Origin of the sequence: Streptomyces sp. NPDC050732, from assembly GCF_040654255.1 — a bacterium.
Lineage (GTDB): Bacteria > Actinomycetota > Actinomycetes > Streptomycetales > Streptomycetaceae > Streptomyces.
Genome location: NZ_JBFAHP010000053.1, coordinates 1 through 20,417 on the forward strand (window position 1 = coordinate 1; position 20,417 = coordinate 20,417).

The window sequence follows — 20,417 nt, forward strand, 5'->3', positions numbered from 1 at the left end:
TGTGCGAACGGAGCACCGAGCACACATCGGCGTCTTTGTCCGTGTGCCGCGGCGCAGGGATAGCGAGTACGCACATACCCCCGCGGCCCCGCCCCCCAGACGAGCCAGGCGCCCCGAGCAACAACCCGCAGGGGACCACAAACCACCGCACCGGACCCGCCCGCCCGCCCCCAGACAGGAGTCACCCCCGCATGACCGATGCCGCCGCCCTCCCCGGCCAGCCCCGCGGCGGAGTCCTCACCGGCCCCGCCACCACCCGCGCGGTCAACGTCCTCGCGCCGAACGCCTCCGCGATGACCCTGGACGGTACGAACACCTGGATCGTCTCCGAGCCGGACTCCCCGCTGGCGGTGGTCATAGACCCGGGCCCGTTGGACGACGCCCACCTGAGCCGCGTCATCGAGACGGCCGAGAAGATGGGCAAGCGCGTCGCACTGACCCTGCTCACCCACGGCCACCCCGACCACGCGGAGGGCGCCTCCCGCTTCGCGGAGCTGACGCGCACCCACGTACGCGCCCTGGACCCCGCCCTGCGTCTCGGCGACGAGGGCCTGGCGGCCGGCGACGTCATCACCACGGGAGGCCTGGAGCTGCGCGTCGTCGCCACCCCCGGTCACACGGCGGACTCGCTCTGCTTCCACCTCCCCGCCGACCGCGCGGTCCTGACGGGCGACACGATCCTCGGACGCGGCACCACGGTCGTGGCGCACCCCGACGGCCGCCTCGGCGACTATCTGGACTCCCTGCGCCGACTGCGCTCCCTGACGGTCGACGACGGCGTCCACACGGTCCTGCCGGGCCACGGGCCGGTCCTGGAGGACGCCCAGGGGGCCGTCGAGTTCTACCTGGCGCACCGCGCCCACCGGCTGGCGCAGGTCGAGACGGCTGTCGAGAACGGCCACACGGAGGCCGCGGACGTCGTCGCACACGTGTACGCCGACGTGGACCGCTCCCTGTGGCCGGCCGCGGAGCTGTCGGTCCGGGCGCAGCTGGACTACTTGCGGGAACACGGCCTGATCTGACGGCCGGAAAACGCGACGGGTCCCGCCTCCAAAGAGGCGGGACCCGTCCACGTACACAAAACGTGCCGCGTACAGAAGGCAACGCGTACAGAAGGCAACGCGTACAGAAAAAGCGTCAGCGCGACCGCTTGGCCAGCCGCTCCACGTCCAGCAGGATCACGGCGCGGGCCTCAAGCCGCAGCCAGCCGCGGCCGGCGAAGTCGGCGAGCGCCTTGTTGACCGTCTCGCGGGAGGCGCCGACCAGCTGGGCGAGCTCCTCCTGCGTGAGGTCGTGCACGACGTGGATGCCCTCCTCGGACTGCACGCCGAAGCGGCGCGACAGGTCGAGGAGCGCGCGGGCCACCCGCCCCGGCACGTCGGAGAAGACGAGGTCGGACATCTGGTCGTTGGTCTTGCGCAGGCGCCGGGCGACGGCGCGCAGCAGCGCGGCGGCCACCTCGGGCCTGGCGTTCAGCCACGGCTGGAGGTCGCCGTGGCCCAGGCCGAGCAGCTTCACCTCGGTGAGGGCGGAGGCCGTGGCGGTCCGCGGTCCGGGGTCGAAGAGCGACAGCTCACCGATCAGCTCGCCGGGGCCGAGCACCGCGAGCATGTTCTCGCGGCCGTCGGGCGAGGTGCGGTGGAGCTTCACCTTGCCCTCGGTGACCACGTACAGCCGGTCTCCGGGGTCGCCCTCATGGAAGAGAGCATCCCCGCGCGCGAGCGTCACCTCACTCATGGAGGCGCGGAGCTCCGCGGCCTGCTCGTCATCGAGCGCCGCGAAGAGCGGGGCGCGCCGCAGAACGTCGTCCACGAGTTCTCTCCTTGTCGACCTGCTCAGGGGATCTTGGGTCCCCGCATATCAGGGGTCCGTGTTCCCCATTTTGCCGGACGGTCCAAACAGTGTGATCAGTCACAAGTCTGCCGCACCGGCGCCGCGAGCTGTGCGGGAGGGGGCCAATTGGGGGCCGATCCATGGGGTCAGGGACGGATGTCGGTGTCGGGCTCTAGGCTGGCCGGGTGTCCAAAAAGCCGGTGAGAGCACAGGCCGAGGGGGCTGGGCCGGTGGCCGCCCTCCGGGATTCCGCTGTGGGCGAACACGCGTCCAATGCTTCCAATAAAGCGACAAAACGGACACCTTCCCTGATGTCCCCGGCGAAGAGGTCGGCCCTGTGACCGCGAAGAAGACGACGCCCGAAAAGACTGCGAAGAAGACGACGCCCGAAAAGACTGCGAAGAAGACGACGCCCGAAAAGACCGCGAAGAAGGCCACGCCCGAGAAGCCGTCGACCGCCCTCGTCCGCCGCGCCCGGCGGATCAACCGCGAGCTGGCGGACGTGTATCCGTACGCCCACCCGGAGCTGGACTTCGAGAACCCCTTCGAACTCCTGGTCGCCACGGTCCTCTCCGCCCAGACGACCGACCTGCGGGTGAATCAGACGACCCCGCGCCTCTTCGCCAAGTACCCGACTCCGGAGGACCTGGCCGCGGCCGTTCCCGAGGAGGTCGAGGAGCTGATCAGGCCCACCGGCTTCTTCCGGGCCAAGACCAAGTCGATCATGGGCCTGGCGAAGGCCCTGCGGGACGACTTCGGCGGTGAGGTCCCCGGCCGCGTGGAGGACCTCGTCAAGCTGCCCGGAGTGGGCCGCAAGACCGCGTTCGTCGTCCTCGGCAACGCGTTCGGTGTCCCGGGCATCACCGTGGACACCCACTTCGGACGGCTGGTCCGCCGCTGGAAGTGGACCGAGGAGACCGACCCGGAGAAGGTCGAGGCGGCCGTAGCCGCGCTCTTCCCGAAGAGCGAGTGGACGATGCTCTCGCACCGGGTGATCTTCCACGGCCGCCGCATCTGCCACTCCCGCAAGCCCGCCTGCGGCGCCTGCCCGATCGCCCCGCTCTGCCCGTCGTACGGGGAGGGTGAGACGGACCCGGAGAAGGCGAAGAAGCTCCTGAAGTACGAGATGGGCGGCTTCCCGGGCCAGCGCCTCAAGCCGCCGCCGGACTACCCGGGCAAGCCGGCACCGCCGCTCGCCGCGGGGTGAGGCGCCACTGACAGCACAGCGGCGCCCGCAGCACCGACAGAAGTCCGCAGCACCGGCAGAACCGGTGCGGGGCGGAACGAACCACAGGGCCAAGAGCGTTGTCCAGAGACGGACGGGGGTGCCGATGACGCACGCGAGCGACACGACGGACAGCACGACCAGCAACACGACCGACCCGGGCAACAGCCACCCGAGCAACAGCCACCCGAGCAACACCCATACGGGCACGAGTATGAGTACGAGCGACGGCAGCCCCCTGCTCAGCACCGCAGGCCTGCCCGCATGGCTGGACCCGGTCGTGCACGCCGCGCGGACCGTCGAGCCGCTCCAGCTGAGCCGCTTCCTGCCCCCGGAAAGCGGCGCCGGACGCCAGTCCGCCGTACTCGTCCTCTTCGGAGAGGGCGAGAAGGGCCCCGAGCTGCTCCTGATGGAGCGCGCCGGATCCCTCCGTTCGCACGCGGGCCAGCCCTCCTTCCCCGGCGGCGCCCTCGACCCCGTGGACGGCGACCCGCAGGGTGAGGGACCGCTGCGCGCCGCCCTGCGCGAGGCCGAGGAGGAGACGGGACTCGCCCCCCGGGGCGTCCAGCTCTTCGCCGTGCTGCCCCGCCTCTTCATCCCGGTGAGCGACTTCGTCGTGACGCCCGTGCTCGGCTGGTGGCGCACGCCGACGCCGGTGGGCGTCGTCGATCCGAACGAGACGGCGCGGGTCTTCACGGTCCCCGTGTCCGATCTCACGGACCCTGCGAACCGGGCGACGGCGGTTCACCCCCGCGGCCACGACGGCCCGGCGTTCCTCGTCGAGTCGGCTCTGGTCTGGGGTTTCACCGCAGGGGTGATCGATAGAATCCTGCACTTCGCGGGCTGGGAGCGCCCCTGGGACCGCGGCAGGCGGGTCCCGCTCGACTGGCACGCATGACAAGGTTGCGTGGAATGGGCGACCGCGATGCGAGGCGAGGATTGAATCGGTGAACGTGCTGGACGTCCTGCTGCTGCTCGCCGCCGTGTGGTTCGCGGTCGTGGGGTACCGCCAGGGCTTCGTGGTCGGCATCCTCTCGGTGATCGGGTTCCTGGGCGGCGGCCTCGTCGCCGTCTATCTGCTGCCGGTCATCTGGGACGCGGTCAAGGACGACGACGCGGCCACGGTGAGTACGACGGCGGCGGTGGTGGCCGTCGTCATCGTGATCGTCTGTGCCTCGATCGGCCAGGCCTTCACCACCCACCTCGGCAACAAGCTGCGCCGGTACATCACTTGGCAGCCCGCCCGCGCCCTGGACGCGACGGGCGGCGCCCTGGTGAACGTCGTGGCGATGCTCCTCGTCGCCTGGCTGATCGGCTCCGCCCTCGCGGGCACGACGCTGCCGACGCTCGGCAAGGAGGTGCGCAGCTCCAAGGTCCTCCTCGGGGTCTCCCGCGCGCTGCCCGGCCAGGCCGACACATGGTTCAACGACTTCTCCTCCGTCCTCGCGCAGAACGGCTTCCCGCAGGTCTTCAGCCCGTTCTCGAACGAGCCCATCAAGGACGTCCGGCCGCCCGACCCCAAGCTCGCCAGGAGCAAGGTCGCCACGGAGGCCAAGCGCTCCATCGTGAAGGTCCGCGGCGAGGCCCGCAGCTGCGGCAAGGTCCTGGAAGGCACCGGTTTCGTCTTCGCCGACCGCCGCGTGATGACCAACGCGCACGTGGTCGGCGGCGTGGACGAGCCGACGGTCCAGATAGGCGATCAGAACCAGGTGTACGACGCGAAGGTCGTCCTCTACGACTGGGAGCGGGACATCGCCGTACTGGACGTGCCCACGCTGAAGGCGCCGCCGCTGCGCTTCACGTCGAAGGACGCGCCCAGCGGCGCCGGCGCGATCGTCGCGGGCTTCCCCGAGGACGGGCCGTACGACGTCCGCCCCGCGCGCGTGCGCGGCCGCATCCAGGCCAAGGGCCCGGACATCTACCACCGCGGCACCGTGCGCCGTGATGTGTACTCGCTGTACGCGACGGTCCGTCAGGGCAACTCCGGCGGCCCGCTGCTCACGCCCGACGGCAAGGTCTACGGCGTGGTCTTCGCGAAGTCCCTCGACGACCCCGACACCGGGTACGTACTGACGACGGACGAGGTGCGCGAGGACATCGAGCGTGGCCGCACCGCCAACCAGGAGGTCGACAGCCAGGGCTGCGCCCTCTAGGGCGGCGGTGGGAGGGCCCGGAGAACGGGGTCAGTCGCGCGTGTGCCGAAGCCGCGCGGAGACCCAGCGGGCCCTCCGGCGGAGAATGCGGGGGATGCCCATCGCTTGAGGGGGGCCGTGCCGGCCCGGATCCTGCGACCCGCCCCTCTCGTGGTTGTTCAGCACTGCGGCCGAGCGGCGATTGCGTGCTACGTCACTGTAGTCGTGCGTCCAGCCCATACCCCGACGTGTGCCCGCGCCCCAAGGTCGGTAACCGCGCGCAGGGGCCCCAATTGGCCTATGCGCCGGGCAATTGGCGTTCGTAGGACAAGCGTTCGCCGAGAACACCCTCGCCGTTTCAACGGCCGCCCCCGGAGCCCTCACCGATCGGGCTCGGGGTCCTTCAGCCAGTTCACCAACTCCGTGGAGAACGCCACCGGGTCCTCCTCGTGCGGGAAGTGTCCGAGGCCGTCGAACAGTCGCCAGCGGTACGGCGCTTCGACGTATTCGCCGGAGCCCGCCGCGCTCCTCGTCCGCATCACGGGGTCCAGCGAGCCGTGCAGATGCAGTGTCGGCACCCGCACCGGACGCTTCATGCGCCGGTTGAACTGGATGCCGTCCGGCCGTGCCATCGACCGCACCATCCAGCGGTACGGCTCGATCGAACAGTGCGCCGTCGAGGGGATGCACACGGCGCGCCGGTACATCTGGACCGCCTCGTCGTCCGGCAGCCGCGGCCCCGACCAGTCCCGCACCAGACGGCCCACCAGGGCCCCGTCGTCGGCGACCAGCTGACGCTCCGGCACCCATGGCCGCTGGAAACCCCACACGTACGAGGCGGCAGCGGTCTGCTTGCGGTCCGACAGCATCGCCGAACGCCAGCGCCGCGGATGCGGCATCGAGGAGACGGCGAGGCGGCGCACCAGCTTGGGCCGCATCACGGCCGCCGTCCACGCCAGATATCCGCCCAGGTCGTGCCCGACGAGCGCCGCGTCCGGCTCGCCGAGGGAGCGCACGACGCCGGTGATGTCGAGCGCGAGGTTCGCCGGGTCGTAGCCGCGGGGCGTGCGGTCGCTGCCGCCCACCCCCCGCAGGTCCATCGCGACGGCCCGGAAGCCCGCGTCGGCGAGCGCCACCATCTGGTGCCGCCACGTCCACCAGAACTGCGGGAAGCCGTGCAGCAGAAGGACCAGCGGCCCGTCGCCCAGCTCGGCGATGTGGAAGCGCGCGCCGTTGGCGGCCACGTCCCGGTGGGTCCAGGGCCCTTCGACGCGTACGACCGAGGCAGGAGATTGGGCCGATGGAGTGGCGGGGTCCGTCATGAGGACGAGCGTGCCACAGTGGCCCCCGTCTCACCGACTCGGACCTCGACAGCACCCGCAGGGCTCACCGCACGGGGGTGCGGCTTGACGTTCCCCAGTACGGCAGCCGTCTCTTTGGCCGAGGCGGCGACCTTCTGGGGGCCCTTGCCCTTCTTGGCCTTCTTCGCGAAGACGACACCGATCAGCGCGAGCACCCCGGCCACCAGCACATTGGCGGCGAAGGACAGCAGGAAGCAGACGGCGAGGTTCCAGCCGCTCCAGGTACGGATGCCGTACGCGAGCGCGAAGCTCAGCATCGGCAGCGAGAAGATGAGGACCGTGCCGGCCGCGGCGAACGCGCCGCCGCCGATCGCACCGCGCTTCACGTCCTGACGCAGCTGGGCCTTGGCCAGTGCGATCTCGTCGTGCACCAGCGCGGACATCTCACCGGTCGCCGTGGCGACCAGCTGGCCGAGGCTGCGCTCGGCGCCGACAGGACCGTCGGGTGAGCTCATCGCGTTCTCCCCTTTTTCTCTTCTGATCTCTTCTGAGATATGTCTGCTCAGATCATGCCGGACCGTTGCCATCCTCGCGTTCCCCACCCGAGACTTCGGCAAGCCTTCGGTGCTCCGCCGCCTTCTTCTCGTAGATGGCGGCCATCCTGCGGTGGTACTCCGGATCGTCCATCTCGTAGATGTCGGGCACGCCGCTGAGGTCCTCGTCGCGCTCCTCGTCCTCCCACAGCTTGCGGTACTTGGCGTTCCGTACCTTCAGGAGGATCCCGGAGAGCACGGCCGCGATGAGGGAGCCGCTCAGGACGGCCGCCTTGATCTCGTCGGTGAGCAGCGGGTCCGCGGTGAAGGCGAGTTCGCCGATCAGCAGCGAGACGGTGAAGCCGATGCCGGCCAGCGAGGCGACCGCGAAGACGTCGGGCCAGGCCAGGTCGTCGTTCAGCTCGGCCTTGGTGAAGCGCGCCGCGAGCCACGTGCCGCCGAAGATGCCGACCGCCTTGCCGATGACCAGGCCGAGGACGACGCCGAGCGTCTCCGGCTTGGTGAACACGTCGCCGAGCGCGCCGCCCGAGACGACCACCCCGGCGCTGAACAGGGCGAACAGCGGCACGGCCAGACCCGCGGAGAGGGGACGTACGAGATGTTCGATGTGCTCGCCGGGGGAGTGCTCCTCGCTCTCGTCCTCCTTGTGGCAGCGCAGCATCAGGCCCATGGCGACGCCCGCGATGGTGGCGTGGACGCCGCTGTTGTACATCAGGCCCCAGATGGCGAGCGCCAGCGGAACGTAGATGTACCAGCCGCGCACCCGCTTCCTGAGCAGCAGCCAGAAGACGGCGAGGCCGAGGACGGCGCCGCCGAGCGCCGCGAAGTTCAGGTCGCTGGTGAAGAAGACCGCGATGATCAGGATTGCGAAGAGGTCGTCGACGACGGCGAGGGTGAGCAGGAAGGCGCGCAGCGCGGACGGCAGTGAGGTGCCGATGACCGCGAGGACCGCGAGCGCGAAGGCGATGTCGGTCGCCGTCGGGACGGCCCAGCCGTCCAGGGAGCCGCCGCCGACCGTGTTGGTCAGGACGTAGACGAGGGCGGGCACGGCCATGCCGCAGAGCGCCGCGACGACGGGCAGCGCAGCCGCCCTGGGGTCGCGCAGATCGCCCGCGACCAGCTCGCGCTTGAGTTCGATGCCGGCGACGAAGAAGAAGACGGCGAGCAGGCCGTCGGCCGCCCAGTGCTGGAGGGAGAGGTCGAGCCCGAGCGAGGCGGGGCCGAGGTGGAAGCCGCGTACCGAGTCGTAGGAGCCGCCGGCCGTGTTGGCCCAGATCAGGGCGGCGACGGCCGCGACGAGCAGCAGTACGCCGCCGACGGTCTCGGCGCGCAGGGCGTTCGCGACGAAGTTCCGCTCGGGGAGCGAGAGACGTCCGAGAACCTTGCGCTGGCTGTCGGTGCTGCGTATGGGCGCGGTCACGAGAGTCGACCTCCGGTCGGGCGGGCAGGGCAGAGCACATGCCGACCAGACTTCCCGGCGCACCTAGTTCTTCTCGTCGCGCCTTCTCGCGATGCTCGGTTCGCATCTTGTCGCGATGTTGACGCGATCCTTAGCTTACCTAACGTACGCCCGGACGCATCCGGCGATCTTCACCTTAAGCACAAAAGGGCCGCCCGGCACGCTGCCGGACGGCCCTTTGGGCGTAAGTGAAGACGACCCTCTGCGCGTACGCGAACCAGTCGCTTTCGGCGCTCAGTCCTCGCTCGACGCGCTCGGCAGCTTCGTCTGGATGAGGTCCATCACGGACGAGTCGGTGAGCGTCGTGACGTCACCCAGCTCGCGGTTCTCCGCGACGTCCCGCAGCAGCCGCCGCATGATCTTGCCGGACCGGGTCTTCGGCAGCTCGGCCACCGGGAGGACCCGCTTCGGCTTGGCGATCGGGCCGAGCGTGGCGCCCACGTGGTTGCGCAGGTCCGCCACGAGCCCCTCGTCCTCGGCGCTCGCCGTGCCCCGCAGGATCACGAACGCCACGATGGCCTGGCCCGTCGTCTCGTCCGCCGCGCCCACGACCGCCGCCTCGGCGACCGCCGGGTGCGAGACGAGCGCCGACTCGACCTCGGTGGTGGAGATGTTGTGCCCGGAGACGAGCATCACGTCGTCCACCCGGCCGAGCAGCCAGATGTCGCCGTCGTCGTCCTTCTTGGCACCGTCACCGGCGAAGTACCTGCCCTCGAAACGCGACCAGTACGTGTCGATGAACCGCTGGTCGTCGCCCCAGATGGTGCGCAGCATCGACGGCCACGGCTCGGTCAGGACGAGATAGCCGCCGCCGCCGTCCGGCACCTCGTTCGCCTCGTCGTCGACAACCGTGGCGGAGATGCCCGGCAGGGCGCGCTGGGCGCTGCCCGGCTTGGTCTCGGTCACGCCCGGCAGCGGCGAGATCATCATCGCGCCGGTCTCGGTCTGCCACCAGGTGTCCACGATGGGGCACTTGTCGGCGCCGATGTTCTTCCGATACCACATCCACGCCTCGGGGTTGATCGGCTCGCCGACCGACCCGAGCACCCGCAGGCTGCTGAGGTCGAACTTCGCGGGGATGTCGTCGCCCCACTTCATGAACGTGCGGATCGCCGTGGGCGCCGTGTACAGGATGGTGACCTTGTACTTCTGGACGATCTCCCAGAAGCGGCCCTGGTGCGGGGTGTCGGGGGTGCCCTCGTACATCACCTGCGTCGCGCCGTTCGCCAACGGGCCGTACGTGATGTACGAGTGGCCGGTGACCCAGCCGATGTCGGCCGTGCACCAGTAGACGTCGGTCTCCGGCTTGAGGTCGAAGACGGCGTGGTGGGTGTAGGCCGCCTGGGTGAGATAGCCGCCGGAGGTGTGCAGGATGCCCTTCGGCTTCCCGGTGGTGCCCGAGGTGTAGAGGATGAAGAGCGGGTGCTCCGCGTCGAAGGCCTCGGGGGTGTGCTCGGTGGACTGCCGCTCCGTGATCTCGTGCCACCACACGTCGCGGCCCTCGGTCCAGGTGCTCCCCGCCTCTTCGAGGGACTGGCCGGTGCGGCGCACCACGAGGACGTGGCGCACGCCGTCGACACGGCTGACGGCCTCGTCCACGGCGGGCTTGAGCGCGGAGGGCTTGCCTCGGCGATACCCGCCGTCGGCGGTGATGACGACCTTCGCGTCGGCGTCCTCGATGCGCTTGGCGATCGCGTCCGAGGAGAAGCCGCCGAAGACCACCGAGTGGGCGGCGCCGATGCGGGCGCAGGCCAGCATCGCGATGACCGCCTCGGGGATCATCGGCAGATAGACGGCGACGCGGTCGCCCTTGTGGACGCCCAGCTCGGTCAGGGCGTTGGCCGCGCGGCTGACCTCGTCCTTGAGCTCGGCGTAGGTGATGGCCCGGCTGTCGCCGGGCTCACCCTCGAAGTGGATCGCGACACGGTCGCCGTTGCCCGCCTCGACGTGGCGGTCCACGCAGTTGTACGCGACGTTGAGCTGCCCGTCGGCGAACCACTTGGCGAACGGGGGGTTCGACCAGTCGAGCGTCTCGGTCGGCTCCGTGGCCCAGGCCAGCCGGCGGGCCTGCTCGGCCCAGAAGCCGAGCCGGTCAGCCTTGGCCTGCTCGTACGCCTCCGCCGTGACGTTCGCGGCGGCTGCCAGCTCCGTCGGCGGTGCGAAGCGACGCTCCTCCTTCAAGAGGTTGGCCAGGCTTTCGTTGCTCACGACATCTCCCTTGCGCTGCTTTGCCGGGGGCGACCGTTGTGTCCGAAGCCACAGCTCATCAGACGCAACCCGTGGTGACAAGGGCCTGCCGGAAATTGGTTTAGACCTTTACCTGGATTTCCCCGAAGGGGTCGGTTCCACCTCGCCCTCTTCCGTCGCGAGCACCTGGTCGAAGACCTCGTCGGGGAGCGGCTCAAGGCCGGTGCCCTCCGTCAGCAGATAGGCCTGCGCCTCACCGACGTGGAAGTACATACCGTGCAGCTCAAGATCACCTTCGGCAAGTCGGCGCGCCACCGACTCATGCGCCTTCAAGTGCTCAAGCTGCTGCACCACATTGGTGAGACAGAGCTGCTCCACCGCGTCGGCGGGCGCTCTGCCGGCCAGGCGCGCCCACGCCCTGTCCTGCGCGCCCATCCGCTCCACGCTCGGCAGTCCGTGCCGCAGCCACCGCTTGAGCGGTGTCTGGGCGCCACCGGGCGGGGCGCTGAGCAGTGCCTGCATGGCGCCGCACCCGGAGTGCCCGCACACGGTGATGGAGCGCACCTGGAGCACATCGACCGCGTACTCGATGGCGGCGCCCACCGAGTCGTCCCCGCTCTCGGCGCCCGGCAGCGGCACCAGATTGCCCACATTGCGGACGACGAAGAGGTCGCCGGGGCCGCTCGACGTGATCATCGAGGTGACGACCCGGGAGTCCGCGCAGGTCAGGAAGAGCTGTGCGGGCTGCTGCCCCTCGCGCGCTAGCCTGGCGAGCTCGCCGCGCACATGAGGCGCCGTGTTCCGCTGGAACGCGCTGATGCCGCTGGCCAGTTGGTGCCCGCTGGGCCGCCGCACCGCCCGCCCGTCCCGCTGCTCCTCCTGCGGCCGGTCGCAGTGGTGGTTGCGCCACGGTGCCCAGGGCCTGCAGCAGGAGTGGGAGGAGCTGGCGGGCTCGGCGATACGGGTCCCGGAGCGGCCGGTGATCTCGACGCTGCCGCCGTGCGCGGTGTGCGAGTCCTGCCAGCACTGCAGCGATTCGTACGCCGCGTGGTCCATGAAGGAGCCGTCCAGCTCCACGATGACGTCCGTCCCCTGCGGGACGAGGTGCAGCGCCTTGCTGAGCCGCGGCACCGCGAGGAACGTCAACTGCCCGCGCACCCGCAGACGGTGGACGCCCGCGTCGTCCTCGCAGTGGGTGATCCGGGTGCGGGCGAGCCGGTGCAGCGAGACGGCGACGGCGACGGCGACGCCCAGTGCCACGCCTTCGAGGACGCCGAGGAAGACCACACCGAGAGTGGTGACGGCGTAGACGACGATTTCGCGGTGCCGGGTGATGGTCCGGATGTGGTTCAGGCTGACCATCTGGATGCCAACGGCCATGACGAGGGCGGCGAGGGCGGCGAGGGGGATCAGCTCCAGGACGGGAACCAGGAGAAGCGAGGCCACCACTACCCAAACGCCGTGCAGCATCGTGGAGTTCCTGCTGACGGCGCCCGCGCGCACATTGGCCATGCTGCGCACCGCGACTCCGGCGACGGGGAGCCCGCCGAGCGCTCCTGACACGATGTTCGCCGAGCCCTGGCCGAGCAGTTCGCGGTCGAGGTCGGAGCGGCGCACGCCCGGGTGCACCTCGGACCGGCTCGCGACGACCTTGTCGACGGCGACGGCGCCGAGCAGTGACTGCACGCTGCACACCAGCGTGATGGTGAGCACGGCGGCGACCAGCCCCAGCGCGGGCCCTTCCGGCAGCCCGACGAGCGCGTGACTGCGCCAGGACGGCAGATCCACCTTGTCGACGTGGAGCCGGGCGAGCGAGGAGACGGCGGTCGCGGCGGCGACGGCGACGAGGGCCGCGGGCAGGACGCGGGCCATGCGCCCCGCCCGCCCGGGGATCCGTGGCCAGAGCAGCAGGATCGCCAGCGTCAGGACGCTGATCGTCAGGGCGGCCGGATGCAGGTCGGCGAGCTGGGCGGGCAGCGCCCGGAGGTTGTCGAGGACGACGCTCTGCGGGGTGCCGCCGAGCACGATGTGCAGCTGGGCGACGGCGATGGTGACGCCGATGCCGGCCAGCATGCCGTGGACGACGGCGGGGCTGACGGCGAGGGCCGTGCGGGCCACGCGCAGGCAGCCGAGGCCGAGTTGGGAGAGCCCGGCGAGGACGGTGATGGCGCAGGTGGTCCGCCAGCCGTACTGGTGGATGAGGTCGGCGGTGACGACGGTGAGCCCGGCGGCGGGGCCGCTGACCTGGAGCGGTGATCCGCCGAGCGCTCCCACGAGGATGCCGCCGACGGCGGCGGCGACCAGGCCCGCCTGGAGCGGTGCGCCGGTGGCGAGGGCGATGCCGAGGGAGAGCGGCAGGGCGATCAGGAAGACGGCGACCGACGCGGAGAGGTCGGCCCCCGCGATGCGGAATCTCTTGCCGGGCGGCGGGGCGTGGGGCTCGTGGTCGCGCGGCGTGTGAGCCGAGTCGGTGGTGCGAGTGGGGACGCAGGCAGACATGTTTCCCGTCTCCTCCGGGGCAGCGCGGTCGCGGACAAGGGGTCCTCCGGAGGTCTCCGGAGGTCAGATCGCGGCCGTGGGTCACGGCGTGACAGCGGCGGGATTTCTCAACTCTCAGTAAACGAACCGTAATCCAGAGTAAAGGATCTGGGCGGACTTTCGGGGCAAATGGGGCAATCAGTCACCCTGATGAGTGAATAAAAAATGTAATCGGCTTGTCGTAACATCGCTTATCGGACTCCGTGCGAACTTCGGTGTGATATGTCCCGACTTGCACGGAAAGTAGGTGGGCGGAACATGGCCGCCACCCGGAGGATCACCGCGAGCCTCACCGCCCTGGTGGCGTGTGGAGCCGCACTGGCCGGCTGTGCCGACGGAAGCACCGGCTCCAAGGAGGGCGCTCACGGCGCCAAGAAGGCGGCCGGCGCCCCGGCGCCCAAGAGTGCCGTCCGCCTGATCGGCGACGGCTCCACCGCCTTCACCGGAAAACAGCCGAACCTGCCGAGACCCGCCCGCCTCAAGCCGGGCCGGAAGCCACCGCAGTTCGTGGTCTTCTCCTGGGACGGGGCGGGCGAGGACAGCCAGAAGCTGTTCTCCCACTTCCGCAAGGTGGCCAAGCGGAACAACGCGACGATGACCTACTTCCTCAGCGGCGTGTACATGCTCCCCGAGGAGAAGCGCAGGCTCTACAGACCGCCGCAGCACACGGCCGGCAGCTCGGACATCGGCTTCAATGACCGCGGCGGGATCAAGGACACCGTGGAGCAGCTCCGCGGCGCCTGGCTGGAGGGCAACGAGATCGGCACGCACTTCAACGGCCACTTCTGCGGCAACGGCCGCGGGGTGGGCGAGTGGTCCGTCGAGGACTGGAAGAGCGAGATCAGGCAGGCCAAGTCCTTCGTGAAGGCCTGGAAGACCAACACGGGCATGAAGAAGGCGCAGCCCCTGCCCTTCGACTACGACAAGGAGCTGATCGGCGCCCGCACCCCCTGCCTCGAAGGCCGCAAGAACTTCATGCGGGCCGCCGGGGAGCTGGGCTTCCGCTACGACACGAGCGGCGTGAACGACCAGGTCTGGCCCAAGAAGAAGGAGGGGCTGTGGGACCTGTCGATGCAGCTCGTCCCGGTCCCCGGCCGCAAGTTCGAGACGCTGACCATGGACTACAACTTCATGGTGAACCAGTCCGGTTCGACCTCACAGGGCGACCCGGACAAGCACGAGTACTGGGGCGACCAGATGCGTGACGGCCTGCTCCAGGGCTTCGACCGCGCCTACCGCGGCAACCGCGCGCCCCTGATCATCGGCAACCACTTCGAGTCGTGGAACGGCGGCACGTACATGCGCGCCATCGAGGAGACCATCGAGGCGGTCTGCACCAAGCGCGACGTGCGCTGTGTCTCCTTCCGCCAGCTCGCGGACTGGCTCGACGCGCAGGACCCGAAGACGCTGAAGAAGCTGACCGGGCTGCGGGTCGGCAAGGAGCCGAAGGAAGGCTGGGCGGCGTTCCTCTCCGCCCAGCCCGCGCCGGCCCCGAAGGGGGTCCCGGGCGCTCCGGCGATCAAGCGGTAACCCCCGCCGGCCCGGTCAGGCCGTGGCGGTCATGCGCTCACGCAGCACGAAGTCGGGGTCGACCTGGGCAGCCAGGTCGGCCCCCGTGCGCTCATTGCCCCAGCTCTGCGCGTTCTTCAGGTGGAAGTGGACCATCTGGCTGGTGTACCGCTCCCAGTCGCGCCGGTCGTACGAGGCGTCGACGGCGTCCTGGAGCGCCTGCAGGGAACGGCGGTTGTCCTCCTCCAGGAGCTCGAAGCGCGGCGGGTGGCCCTTCTCCATGGCGCGCACCCAGTCCGAGTGCCCGACGGTCACCAGGAGGTCGTCACCGACCTGCTCGCGCAGGAAGTCGACGTCGTCCTGGCCCTGCACCTTGTTGCCGACGACGGCGAGGCTGACGCCGAAGTCCCGCGCGTACTCCTTGTACTGGCGATAGACGGAGACTCCCTTCCTCGTCGGCTCCGCCACCAGGAACGTCATGTCGAAGCGCGTGAACATGCCGGAGGCGAAGGAGTCCGAGCCCGCGGTCATGTCCACGACCGCGTACTCGTCGCGGCCGTCCACCAGGTGGTTCAGGCAGAGCTCCACCGCTCCCGTCTTGGAGTGGTAGCAGGCGACACCGAGGTCGGCTTCGGTGAACGGCCCGGTGACCATCAAACGCACGGTGGCGTCGTCCAGTTCCACGGGCCGCGCGCACGCGTCGTAGACGGGGTTGTCCTCGCGCACCCGGAGGAGCCGGGAACCCTCACCGGGAGGCGTCGTCTTGATCATGGTGTCCGCCGAGGCGATCCGCGGGTTGGAGCCCCGCAGATAGTCCTTGATCAGCGGCAGACGCGCGCCCAGGGCGGGCAGCTCTGCGGCCACCGCCTCGTCGAGACCCAGTGCGGGCCCCAGGTGCTGGTTGATGTCGGCGTCCACCGCGATGACGGGCGCGCCGGTACTGGCGAGGTGGCGGATGAAGAGCGAGGACAGCGTGGTCTTGCCGCTGCCGCCCTTCCCTACGAAAGCGATTTTCATAACCACGAAGCGTAGCGCGTCGCGTACTGCGAGTGCTCGATCCGCGTGAAGAAGACCACTCCTTCGTGGAGCGGGGCCCGGAAGTACGTAGGGTCGTACTCATGAGTACGACAGCCGATCCGATTGCGGCCCTGGGCGCACTGCCCGGCGTGGCCGACTCCGTGGACTCCGTGCGCAAGGCCGTGGACCGGGTCTACGGGCACCGGATCATGCGGCGCCGCAGCAACGAGATCACCTCCGAGGCGGCACTGCGCGGCGCCCGCGGCTCCGCCGCGCTCTCCGGCGCCGAGTGGGCGCTTGAGGAGGTGCGGCGGCGCACCGACTTCAGCGGCGACGAGGAGGCGCGGACGGTGGGCGCGGCCCTGCGGCTGACCGCCGAGTCCGGTCAACTCCTGTCCATCTGGCGGCAGTCGCCGCTGCGGGTCCTGGCGCGCCTGCACCTGGTCGCCGCCGCGGACTCCACCGAGGGCGCGGGCCGGCCGAGGCTGGCGGGCGAGCCCGTCGACGAACCGCTGGTCGAGCTGCCCCTGCCGGACGCGGACGAGGTGGCGGGCCGCCTCGAAGGCCTTTCCCGGCTCATCATCGCGGGCAGTGCGGCGCCGGCCCTCGTGACGGCTGCCGTGGTCCACGGCGAACTCCTCAGCCTGCGCCCCTTCGGCTCGCACAACGGCCTGGTGGCGCGCGCCGCCGAACGCATCGTCCTGGTCGGCAGCGGCCTCGACCCGAAGTCGATCTGCCCGGCGGAGGCGGGGTGCGCGGAACTGGGCAGGGCTGCCTATGTGGCGGCCCTCGACGGCTACGCGTCCGGCACGCCGGAAGGCATGGCGGCCTGGATCGCCCACTGCGGCAAGGCGGTCGAACTCGGCGTCAGGGAATCGGCGGCCGTGTGCGAGGCGCTGCAGCGCGGCGCGGCTTAAGAGCGCTCGACGCAAGGGCCCGAACAGGGTTGCGGCGGTACGGAATCCGTACCGCCGCTGGCATGTCCACCGGGTTACCAAGCGTCCTCGAAGTGTTGCCCATCAGGTCGGGAACATTGCCCGTCACCTGGTGCGGCTGGCCCGTAATCGACGGGTCGACGTCGCGTGGGTGCTCGATGTTCATGCTTCGGTCCGTGGGGCCTTTGCTGCGTTCAAAGGTGATCCTCTCGGATGTCCTTGGTCTCGCGGGCCGTTGACTCCTTTGTACTCCTGTCCTGGGGTAAGCGGAAGTGGGGGCCACACTTCTTTACTTTTAGGTTCAAACAGGAGCGAATCAGGCATATGCGTCCGGCCTGATTCGCTCCTGTTTGAACGGCGTCTACGGCTCGCGCTGCCCGGCGTTCAGCTCACGGCCGGGCGGCGCCGGCTGGCGAACCAGACGAGACCCGCCGTGGCCGCCGCGGCACCGACCGCGGCCGCCGCGACGAGGGCGGGGCGCGGCGGCGCGGGCAGGCGCTGCTTCAGGCGGACCGGCCGGTGGAAGTCGAGGATCGGCCACGCGCGCGTGAGGGCCTCGCGGCGCAGCGCGCGGTCCGGATTGACCGCGAAGGGATGCCCGACGGCCCGCAGCATCGGCAGGTCGGTCGCCGAGTCGCTGTAGGCGTAGCAGCGGTCGAGGTCGTACCCCTCCGTCCGTGCGAGCTCCTTGATCGCCTCGGCCTTGGTGGGGCCGTACGCGTAGTACTCCACCTCACCCGTGAAGCAGCCGTCGTCCCCGACCACCATGCGGGTCGCCACCACCCGGTCCGCGCCAAGGAGCTCGCCGATCGGCTCGACGACCTCCGCGCCCGACGTGGAGACGATGACCACGTCGCGGCCCGCGGCGTGGTGCTCCTCGATAAGGGACGCGGCCTCGTCGTAGATGATCGGGTCGATCAGGTCGTGCAGGGTCTCGGCGACGATCTCCTTGACCTGTTGTACGTTCCAGCCGCGGCACAGTGCGGACAGGTATTCGCGCATCCGCTCCATCTGGTCGTGGTCGGCGCCGCCGGCCAGGAAGACGAACTGCGCGTACGCGGTGCGCAGCACCGCTCTGCGGTTGATCAGGCCGCCTTGGTAGAAGGACTTGCTGAACGTGAGCGTGCTCGACTTCGCAATGACCGTCTTGTCCAGGTCAAAGAACGCGGCGGTGCGAGGCAAGGAGTGGTTTTCCACGAGGCCGAGCATAGGCGCCCACCATTCGGCGTAAGCTGAGGCGCGTGGGTTTGCCTGAGAAGGCTCTCGGGTACACCATGGAAGTCACGGATCGTTCGCGACCGTGCTAACCCGGTCTGGCTCCTCCCCCCCCGAGTCGGACCGTGGGGACGACCCCCGCTCTCCCCCCCGGCGGGGGTCGTCGCATGTCCGGATGGGTTTTTGAACCCTCCGTTGATCCTCTTTCGGCCCTTGAGCCGCTCTCTTCGCCGCCTCGACCGTCTCTCGTGGCGCCCAAGATCCGTCACTGAGGGTAGTCGTGACGATGCTCTGCGGAAGGCCTGCCAAGCCCGCGTGATGTCACTGGTATGGGTGACCGGGATATTCACAGCCATCGCCTTGTCCACAGTTATTGAGCAAGATCCACACCATTTCCCGCCGGGCCGCACGCTGATTCCGCTCGTCCCGCTCGCGAAGTTCCGGCCGGATTGCCTGCCCGGTTCTTCGTGATCGCGGGGCGCTGCATTCACAGGCTTGCGGCGAAGGGGGATGGGGATCGTGGGTGGACTCAGGGCGCGGGACGGATCCGCGCCGGCCGACGGACGGCAGGGCGGACCGCTGATCGTCACGGAGGACGTGGAGCTGCTGGACGACCTGCTGCGGCTGTGCGCCGCGGCGGGAGCGGTGCCCGAGGTGCATCACGGCGGACCCGGATGCGGGGAGGGCTGGGACGCGGCTCCGCTCATCCTGGTCGGGGACGACGCCGTGGACCGGGTGCGGGGAGCCGTGCGACGGCGGGGCGTACTGCTGGTCGGACGGGATCAGGACGACCCGGACGTCTGGCGGCGGGCGGTGGAGATCGGCGCCGACCAGGTGCTGCTCCTGCCCGGCGGCGAGCAGTGGCTCGTGGACCGCATCGCCGATGTGGCCGAGGGCGTGGGACGGTCCGCGCTCACCGTCGGGGTCATGGGCGGCCGCGGTGGCGCCGGGGCGTCCACCCTGGCCTGCGCCCTCGCGGTCACGGCGGCGCGTGCCGGGCGGCGCACGATGCTCGTCGACGCGGACCCGCTGGGCGGCGGACTCGACGTCCTCCTCGGCGGTGAGAGCGCCGAAGGACTCCGGTGGCCGGCCTTCGCCGCCTCGCGGGGCAGGGTCGGCGGCGGCGCGCTGGAGGAGTCGCTTCCGGAGCTGCACGCGCTGCGGGTCCTGAGCTGGGACCGGGGGGAGGCGGTCACGGTCGCTCCGGAGGCCGTGCGAGCGGTCGTCGCGGCCTCCCGCAGGCGCGGCGGCACGGTGGTCCTTGATCTGCCCCGCAGGGTCGACGAGGCGGCCGCGGAGGCGCTGGCGCAGGTGGATCTCGGGCTCCTGGTGGTGCCGCCGGAACTGCGCGCGGTGGCGGGGGCGCGCCGGGTGGCGTCGACCGCGGGAGCGGTGCTGCGGGATCTGCGCGTGGTGGTCGCGCGGGGCGCGGGCCTCGGAGGGGCCGGTGGGCTCGACTCCGAGGAGGTCGCGCGGCTGCTCGGGCTGCCACTGGCCGGGGAAGTGCCCTGGGAGGCCGGGCTCGCGGCGTCGCTGGCCGCGGGGGCGCCGCCCGGGGGAGCCGCGCGCGGGCCGCTGGCGCGGTTCTGCACCGCCTTCTGGGACCGGCTGCCGGTCGACGCCGCGGGAGGGGGCGTATGAGCGCCGTGGTCGGAGCCCGGATGCTGGACGGGGTGCGGCAGTGGCTCGCCGAGAGCGGCACGGAGCCGACTCCGGCCCGGGTCGCCGAAGCGCTGCGGGCCCAGGGCCGGGTCCTCGGTGACACGGAAATCCTCGGCGCCGCGGAACAGCTGCGGTCGGAGCTGGTCGGGGCCGGCCCGCTGGAACCGCTGCTCGCGGACGCCTCGGTGACCGATGTGCTGGTCTCCGCGCCCGACCGGGTCTGGGTGGACCGGGGCGGCGGCCTGGAGCTCACGGGCGTCACCTTCCGGGACGCGGCCGCGGTGCGGCGGCTCGCCCAGCGCCTCGCGGCCGTGGCGGGGCGACGCCTCGACGACGCGCGGCCCTGGGTCGACGCACGCCTCCCGGACGGCACCCGGCTGCACGCGGTGCTGCCACCGGTCGCCGTCGGCTCGACCTGCCTCTCCCTGCGCGTCGTGCGCCCCAAGGCCTTCACCCTCACGGAACTGGTCGCCGCCGGCACGGTCCCGCCCGGCGGCGACCGGATCCTGCGGGCCCTGCTCGACGCCCGGCTGTCCTTCCTCATCAGCGGAGGCACCGGCAGCGGCAAGACGACCCTGCTCAGCGCGCTGCTCGGCCTGGTGGGCGCCAAGGAGCGGATCGTGCTCGCGGAGGACTCCGCCGAGTTGAAGCCCGAGCACCCGCACGTGGTCCGCCTGGAGTCCAGGCCGGCGAACCAGGAAGGAGCGGGCCTCGTCGGCCTCGACGACCTGGTGCGACAGGCGCTGCGCATGCGACCGGACCGGCTGGTCGTCGGCGAGGTGCGGGGCCCGGAGGTGGTGCACCTGCTGGCCGCGCTGAACACGGGACACGAGGGCGGTGTTGAACGGCA

General features: G+C 70.6%; 16 protein-coding genes and 1 pseudogene. 8 read left to right on the plus strand and 9 right to left on the minus strand.

The features are described 5' to 3' along the window. Positions 1-191: 191 nt before the first annotated feature. Positions 192-1,022, plus strand: coding sequence for an MBL fold metallo-hydrolase (locus tag AB0H82_RS33795; protein WP_362999342.1), 831 nt, complete (start codon positions 192-194; stop codon positions 1,020-1,022). Between the two features lie 115 nt (positions 1,023-1,137). Here the strand turns inward: AB0H82_RS33795 and AB0H82_RS33800 are convergent, their stop codons facing one another. Then, positions 1,138-1,812 (minus strand): Crp/Fnr family transcriptional regulator, encoded by a 675-nt coding sequence (locus tag AB0H82_RS33800; protein ID WP_016642758.1) that lies wholly within the window; start codon positions 1,810-1,812, stop codon positions 1,138-1,140. 358 nt (positions 1,813-2,170) lie between these two features. On the opposite strand from AB0H82_RS33800, the gene nth reads away from it, so the two are divergent. From nth to AB0H82_RS33815, 3 genes are all read left to right on the plus strand, one after another. Further along, the gene (nth, locus tag AB0H82_RS33805; protein ID WP_362999343.1) at positions 2,171-3,040 is read left to right on the plus strand and encodes an endonuclease III; all 870 of its coding nucleotides are present in this window, start codon (positions 2,171-2,173) and stop codon (positions 3,038-3,040) included. A gap of 232 nt (positions 3,041-3,272) precedes the next feature. Then, positions 3,273-3,956 carry a CoA pyrophosphatase gene (locus AB0H82_RS33810; RefSeq protein ID WP_362999381.1) on the plus strand — a complete coding sequence of 228 codons (684 nt, stop codon included), beginning with the start codon at positions 3,273-3,275 and terminating at the stop codon, positions 3,954-3,956. A gap of 49 nt (positions 3,957-4,005) precedes the next feature. Next, positions 4,006-5,211 (plus strand): MarP family serine protease, encoded by a 1,206-nt coding sequence (locus AB0H82_RS33815; RefSeq protein ID WP_362999344.1) that lies wholly within the window; start codon positions 4,006-4,008, stop codon positions 5,209-5,211. 30 nt (positions 5,212-5,241) lie between these two features. Here the strand turns inward: AB0H82_RS33815 and AB0H82_RS33820 are convergent, their stop codons facing one another. The 6 genes from AB0H82_RS33820 to AB0H82_RS33845 form a co-directional block, all read right to left on the minus strand. After that, complete coding sequence (locus AB0H82_RS33820) at positions 5,242-5,430, minus strand: hypothetical protein (protein WP_362999345.1); 189 nt, start codon at positions 5,428-5,430, stop codon at positions 5,242-5,244. A gap of 140 nt (positions 5,431-5,570) precedes the next feature. Further along, the gene (locus AB0H82_RS33825) at positions 5,571-6,512 is read right to left on the minus strand and encodes an alpha/beta hydrolase (RefSeq protein WP_362999346.1); all 942 of its coding nucleotides are present in this window, start codon (positions 6,510-6,512) and stop codon (positions 5,571-5,573) included. Next, entirely contained in the window at positions 6,509-7,006 is a 498-nt protein-coding gene (locus tag AB0H82_RS33830) for a phage holin family protein (protein ID WP_362999347.1), read from the minus strand. Before AB0H82_RS33830 ends, AB0H82_RS33825 begins: the two co-directional genes overlap by 4 nt. Positions 7,007-7,058: 52 nt before the next feature. Beyond that, positions 7,059-8,465 (minus strand): Na+/H+ antiporter NhaA, encoded by a 1,407-nt coding sequence (gene nhaA, locus AB0H82_RS33835; protein ID WP_362999348.1) that lies wholly within the window; start codon positions 8,463-8,465, stop codon positions 7,059-7,061. Positions 8,466-8,738: 273 nt separating this feature from the next. Then, positions 8,739-10,712 carry an acetate--CoA ligase gene (acs, locus tag AB0H82_RS33840; RefSeq protein ID WP_362999349.1) on the minus strand — a complete coding sequence of 658 codons (1,974 nt, stop codon included), beginning with the start codon at positions 10,710-10,712 and terminating at the stop codon, positions 8,739-8,741. Between the two features lie 108 nt (positions 10,713-10,820). Continuing rightward, positions 10,821-13,190 (minus strand): SulP family inorganic anion transporter, encoded by a 2,370-nt coding sequence (locus tag AB0H82_RS33845; protein WP_362999350.1) that lies wholly within the window; start codon positions 13,188-13,190, stop codon positions 10,821-10,823. 297 nt (positions 13,191-13,487) lie between these two features. Here AB0H82_RS33845 and AB0H82_RS33850 point away from each other — a divergent pair, with 297 nt between their 5' ends. Continuing rightward, positions 13,488-14,759, plus strand: coding sequence for a hypothetical protein (locus tag AB0H82_RS33850; protein ID WP_362999351.1), 1,272 nt, complete (start codon positions 13,488-13,490; stop codon positions 14,757-14,759). Between the two features lie 15 nt (positions 14,760-14,774). On the opposite strand, the gene AB0H82_RS33855 is transcribed toward AB0H82_RS33850, so the two are convergent. Next, a complete protein-coding gene (locus AB0H82_RS33855) occupies positions 14,775-15,755 on the minus strand; it encodes an ATP-binding protein (protein WP_362999352.1) in 981 nt (326 codons plus the stop codon). Positions 15,756-15,856: 101 nt separating this feature from the next. Here AB0H82_RS33855 and AB0H82_RS33860 point away from each other — a divergent pair, with 101 nt between their 5' ends. Beyond that, a complete protein-coding gene (locus AB0H82_RS33860; RefSeq protein WP_362999353.1) occupies positions 15,857-16,672 on the plus strand; it encodes an oxidoreductase in 816 nt (271 codons plus the stop codon). Between the two features lie 402 nt (positions 16,673-17,074). On the opposite strand, the gene AB0H82_RS33865 is transcribed toward AB0H82_RS33860, so the two are convergent. Beyond that, positions 17,075-17,899: an HAD-IB family hydrolase gene (locus AB0H82_RS33865; protein WP_362999354.1), complete on the minus strand. Its 825-nt coding sequence runs from the start codon at positions 17,897-17,899 to the stop codon at positions 17,075-17,077. A 525-nt stretch (positions 17,900-18,424) separates the two neighbouring features. On the opposite strand from AB0H82_RS33865, the gene ssd reads away from it, so the two are divergent. Both ssd and AB0H82_RS33875 read left to right on the plus strand, forming a co-directional pair. Continuing rightward, entirely contained in the window at positions 18,425-19,546 is a 1,122-nt protein-coding gene (ssd, locus tag AB0H82_RS33870) for a septum site-determining protein Ssd (protein ID WP_362999355.1), read from the plus strand. Next, positions 19,543-20,406: pseudogene (locus AB0H82_RS33875) on the plus strand (TadA family conjugal transfer-associated ATPase); the annotation flags it as partial. The gene ssd and the pseudogene AB0H82_RS33875, both read left to right, overlap by 4 nt. Positions 20,407-20,417 lie beyond the last annotated feature (11 nt).

Coding starts and splice junctions, on each gene's coding strand:
- AB0H82_RS33795 (WP_362999342.1), top strand. CDS start 192: ATGACCGATGCCGCCGCCCTCCCCGGCCAGCCCCGCGGCGGAGTCCTC.
- AB0H82_RS33810 (WP_362999381.1), top strand. CDS start 3,273: ATGAGTACGAGCGACGGCAGCCCCCTGCTCAGCACCGCAGGCCTGCCC.
- AB0H82_RS33820 (WP_362999345.1), bottom strand. CDS start 5,430: ATGGGCTGGACGCACGACTACAGTGACGTAGCACGCAATCGCCGCTCG.
- AB0H82_RS33825 (WP_362999346.1), bottom strand. CDS start 6,512: ATGACGGACCCCGCCACTCCATCGGCCCAATCTCCTGCCTCGGTCGTA.
- AB0H82_RS33830 (WP_362999347.1), bottom strand. CDS start 7,006: ATGAGCTCACCCGACGGTCCTGTCGGCGCCGAGCGCAGCCTCGGCCAG.
- AB0H82_RS33845 (WP_362999350.1), bottom strand. CDS start 13,190: ATGTCTGCCTGCGTCCCCACTCGCACCACCGACTCGGCTCACACGCCG.
- AB0H82_RS33850 (WP_362999351.1), top strand. CDS start 13,488: ATGGCCGCCACCCGGAGGATCACCGCGAGCCTCACCGCCCTGGTGGCG.
- AB0H82_RS33855 (WP_362999352.1), bottom strand. CDS start 15,755: ATGAAAATCGCTTTCGTAGGGAAGGGCGGCAGCGGCAAGACCACGCTG.
- AB0H82_RS33860 (WP_362999353.1), top strand. CDS start 15,857: ATGAGTACGACAGCCGATCCGATTGCGGCCCTGGGCGCACTGCCCGGC.
- AB0H82_RS33865 (WP_362999354.1), bottom strand. CDS start 17,899: ATGCTCGGCCTCGTGGAAAACCACTCCTTGCCTCGCACCGCCGCGTTC.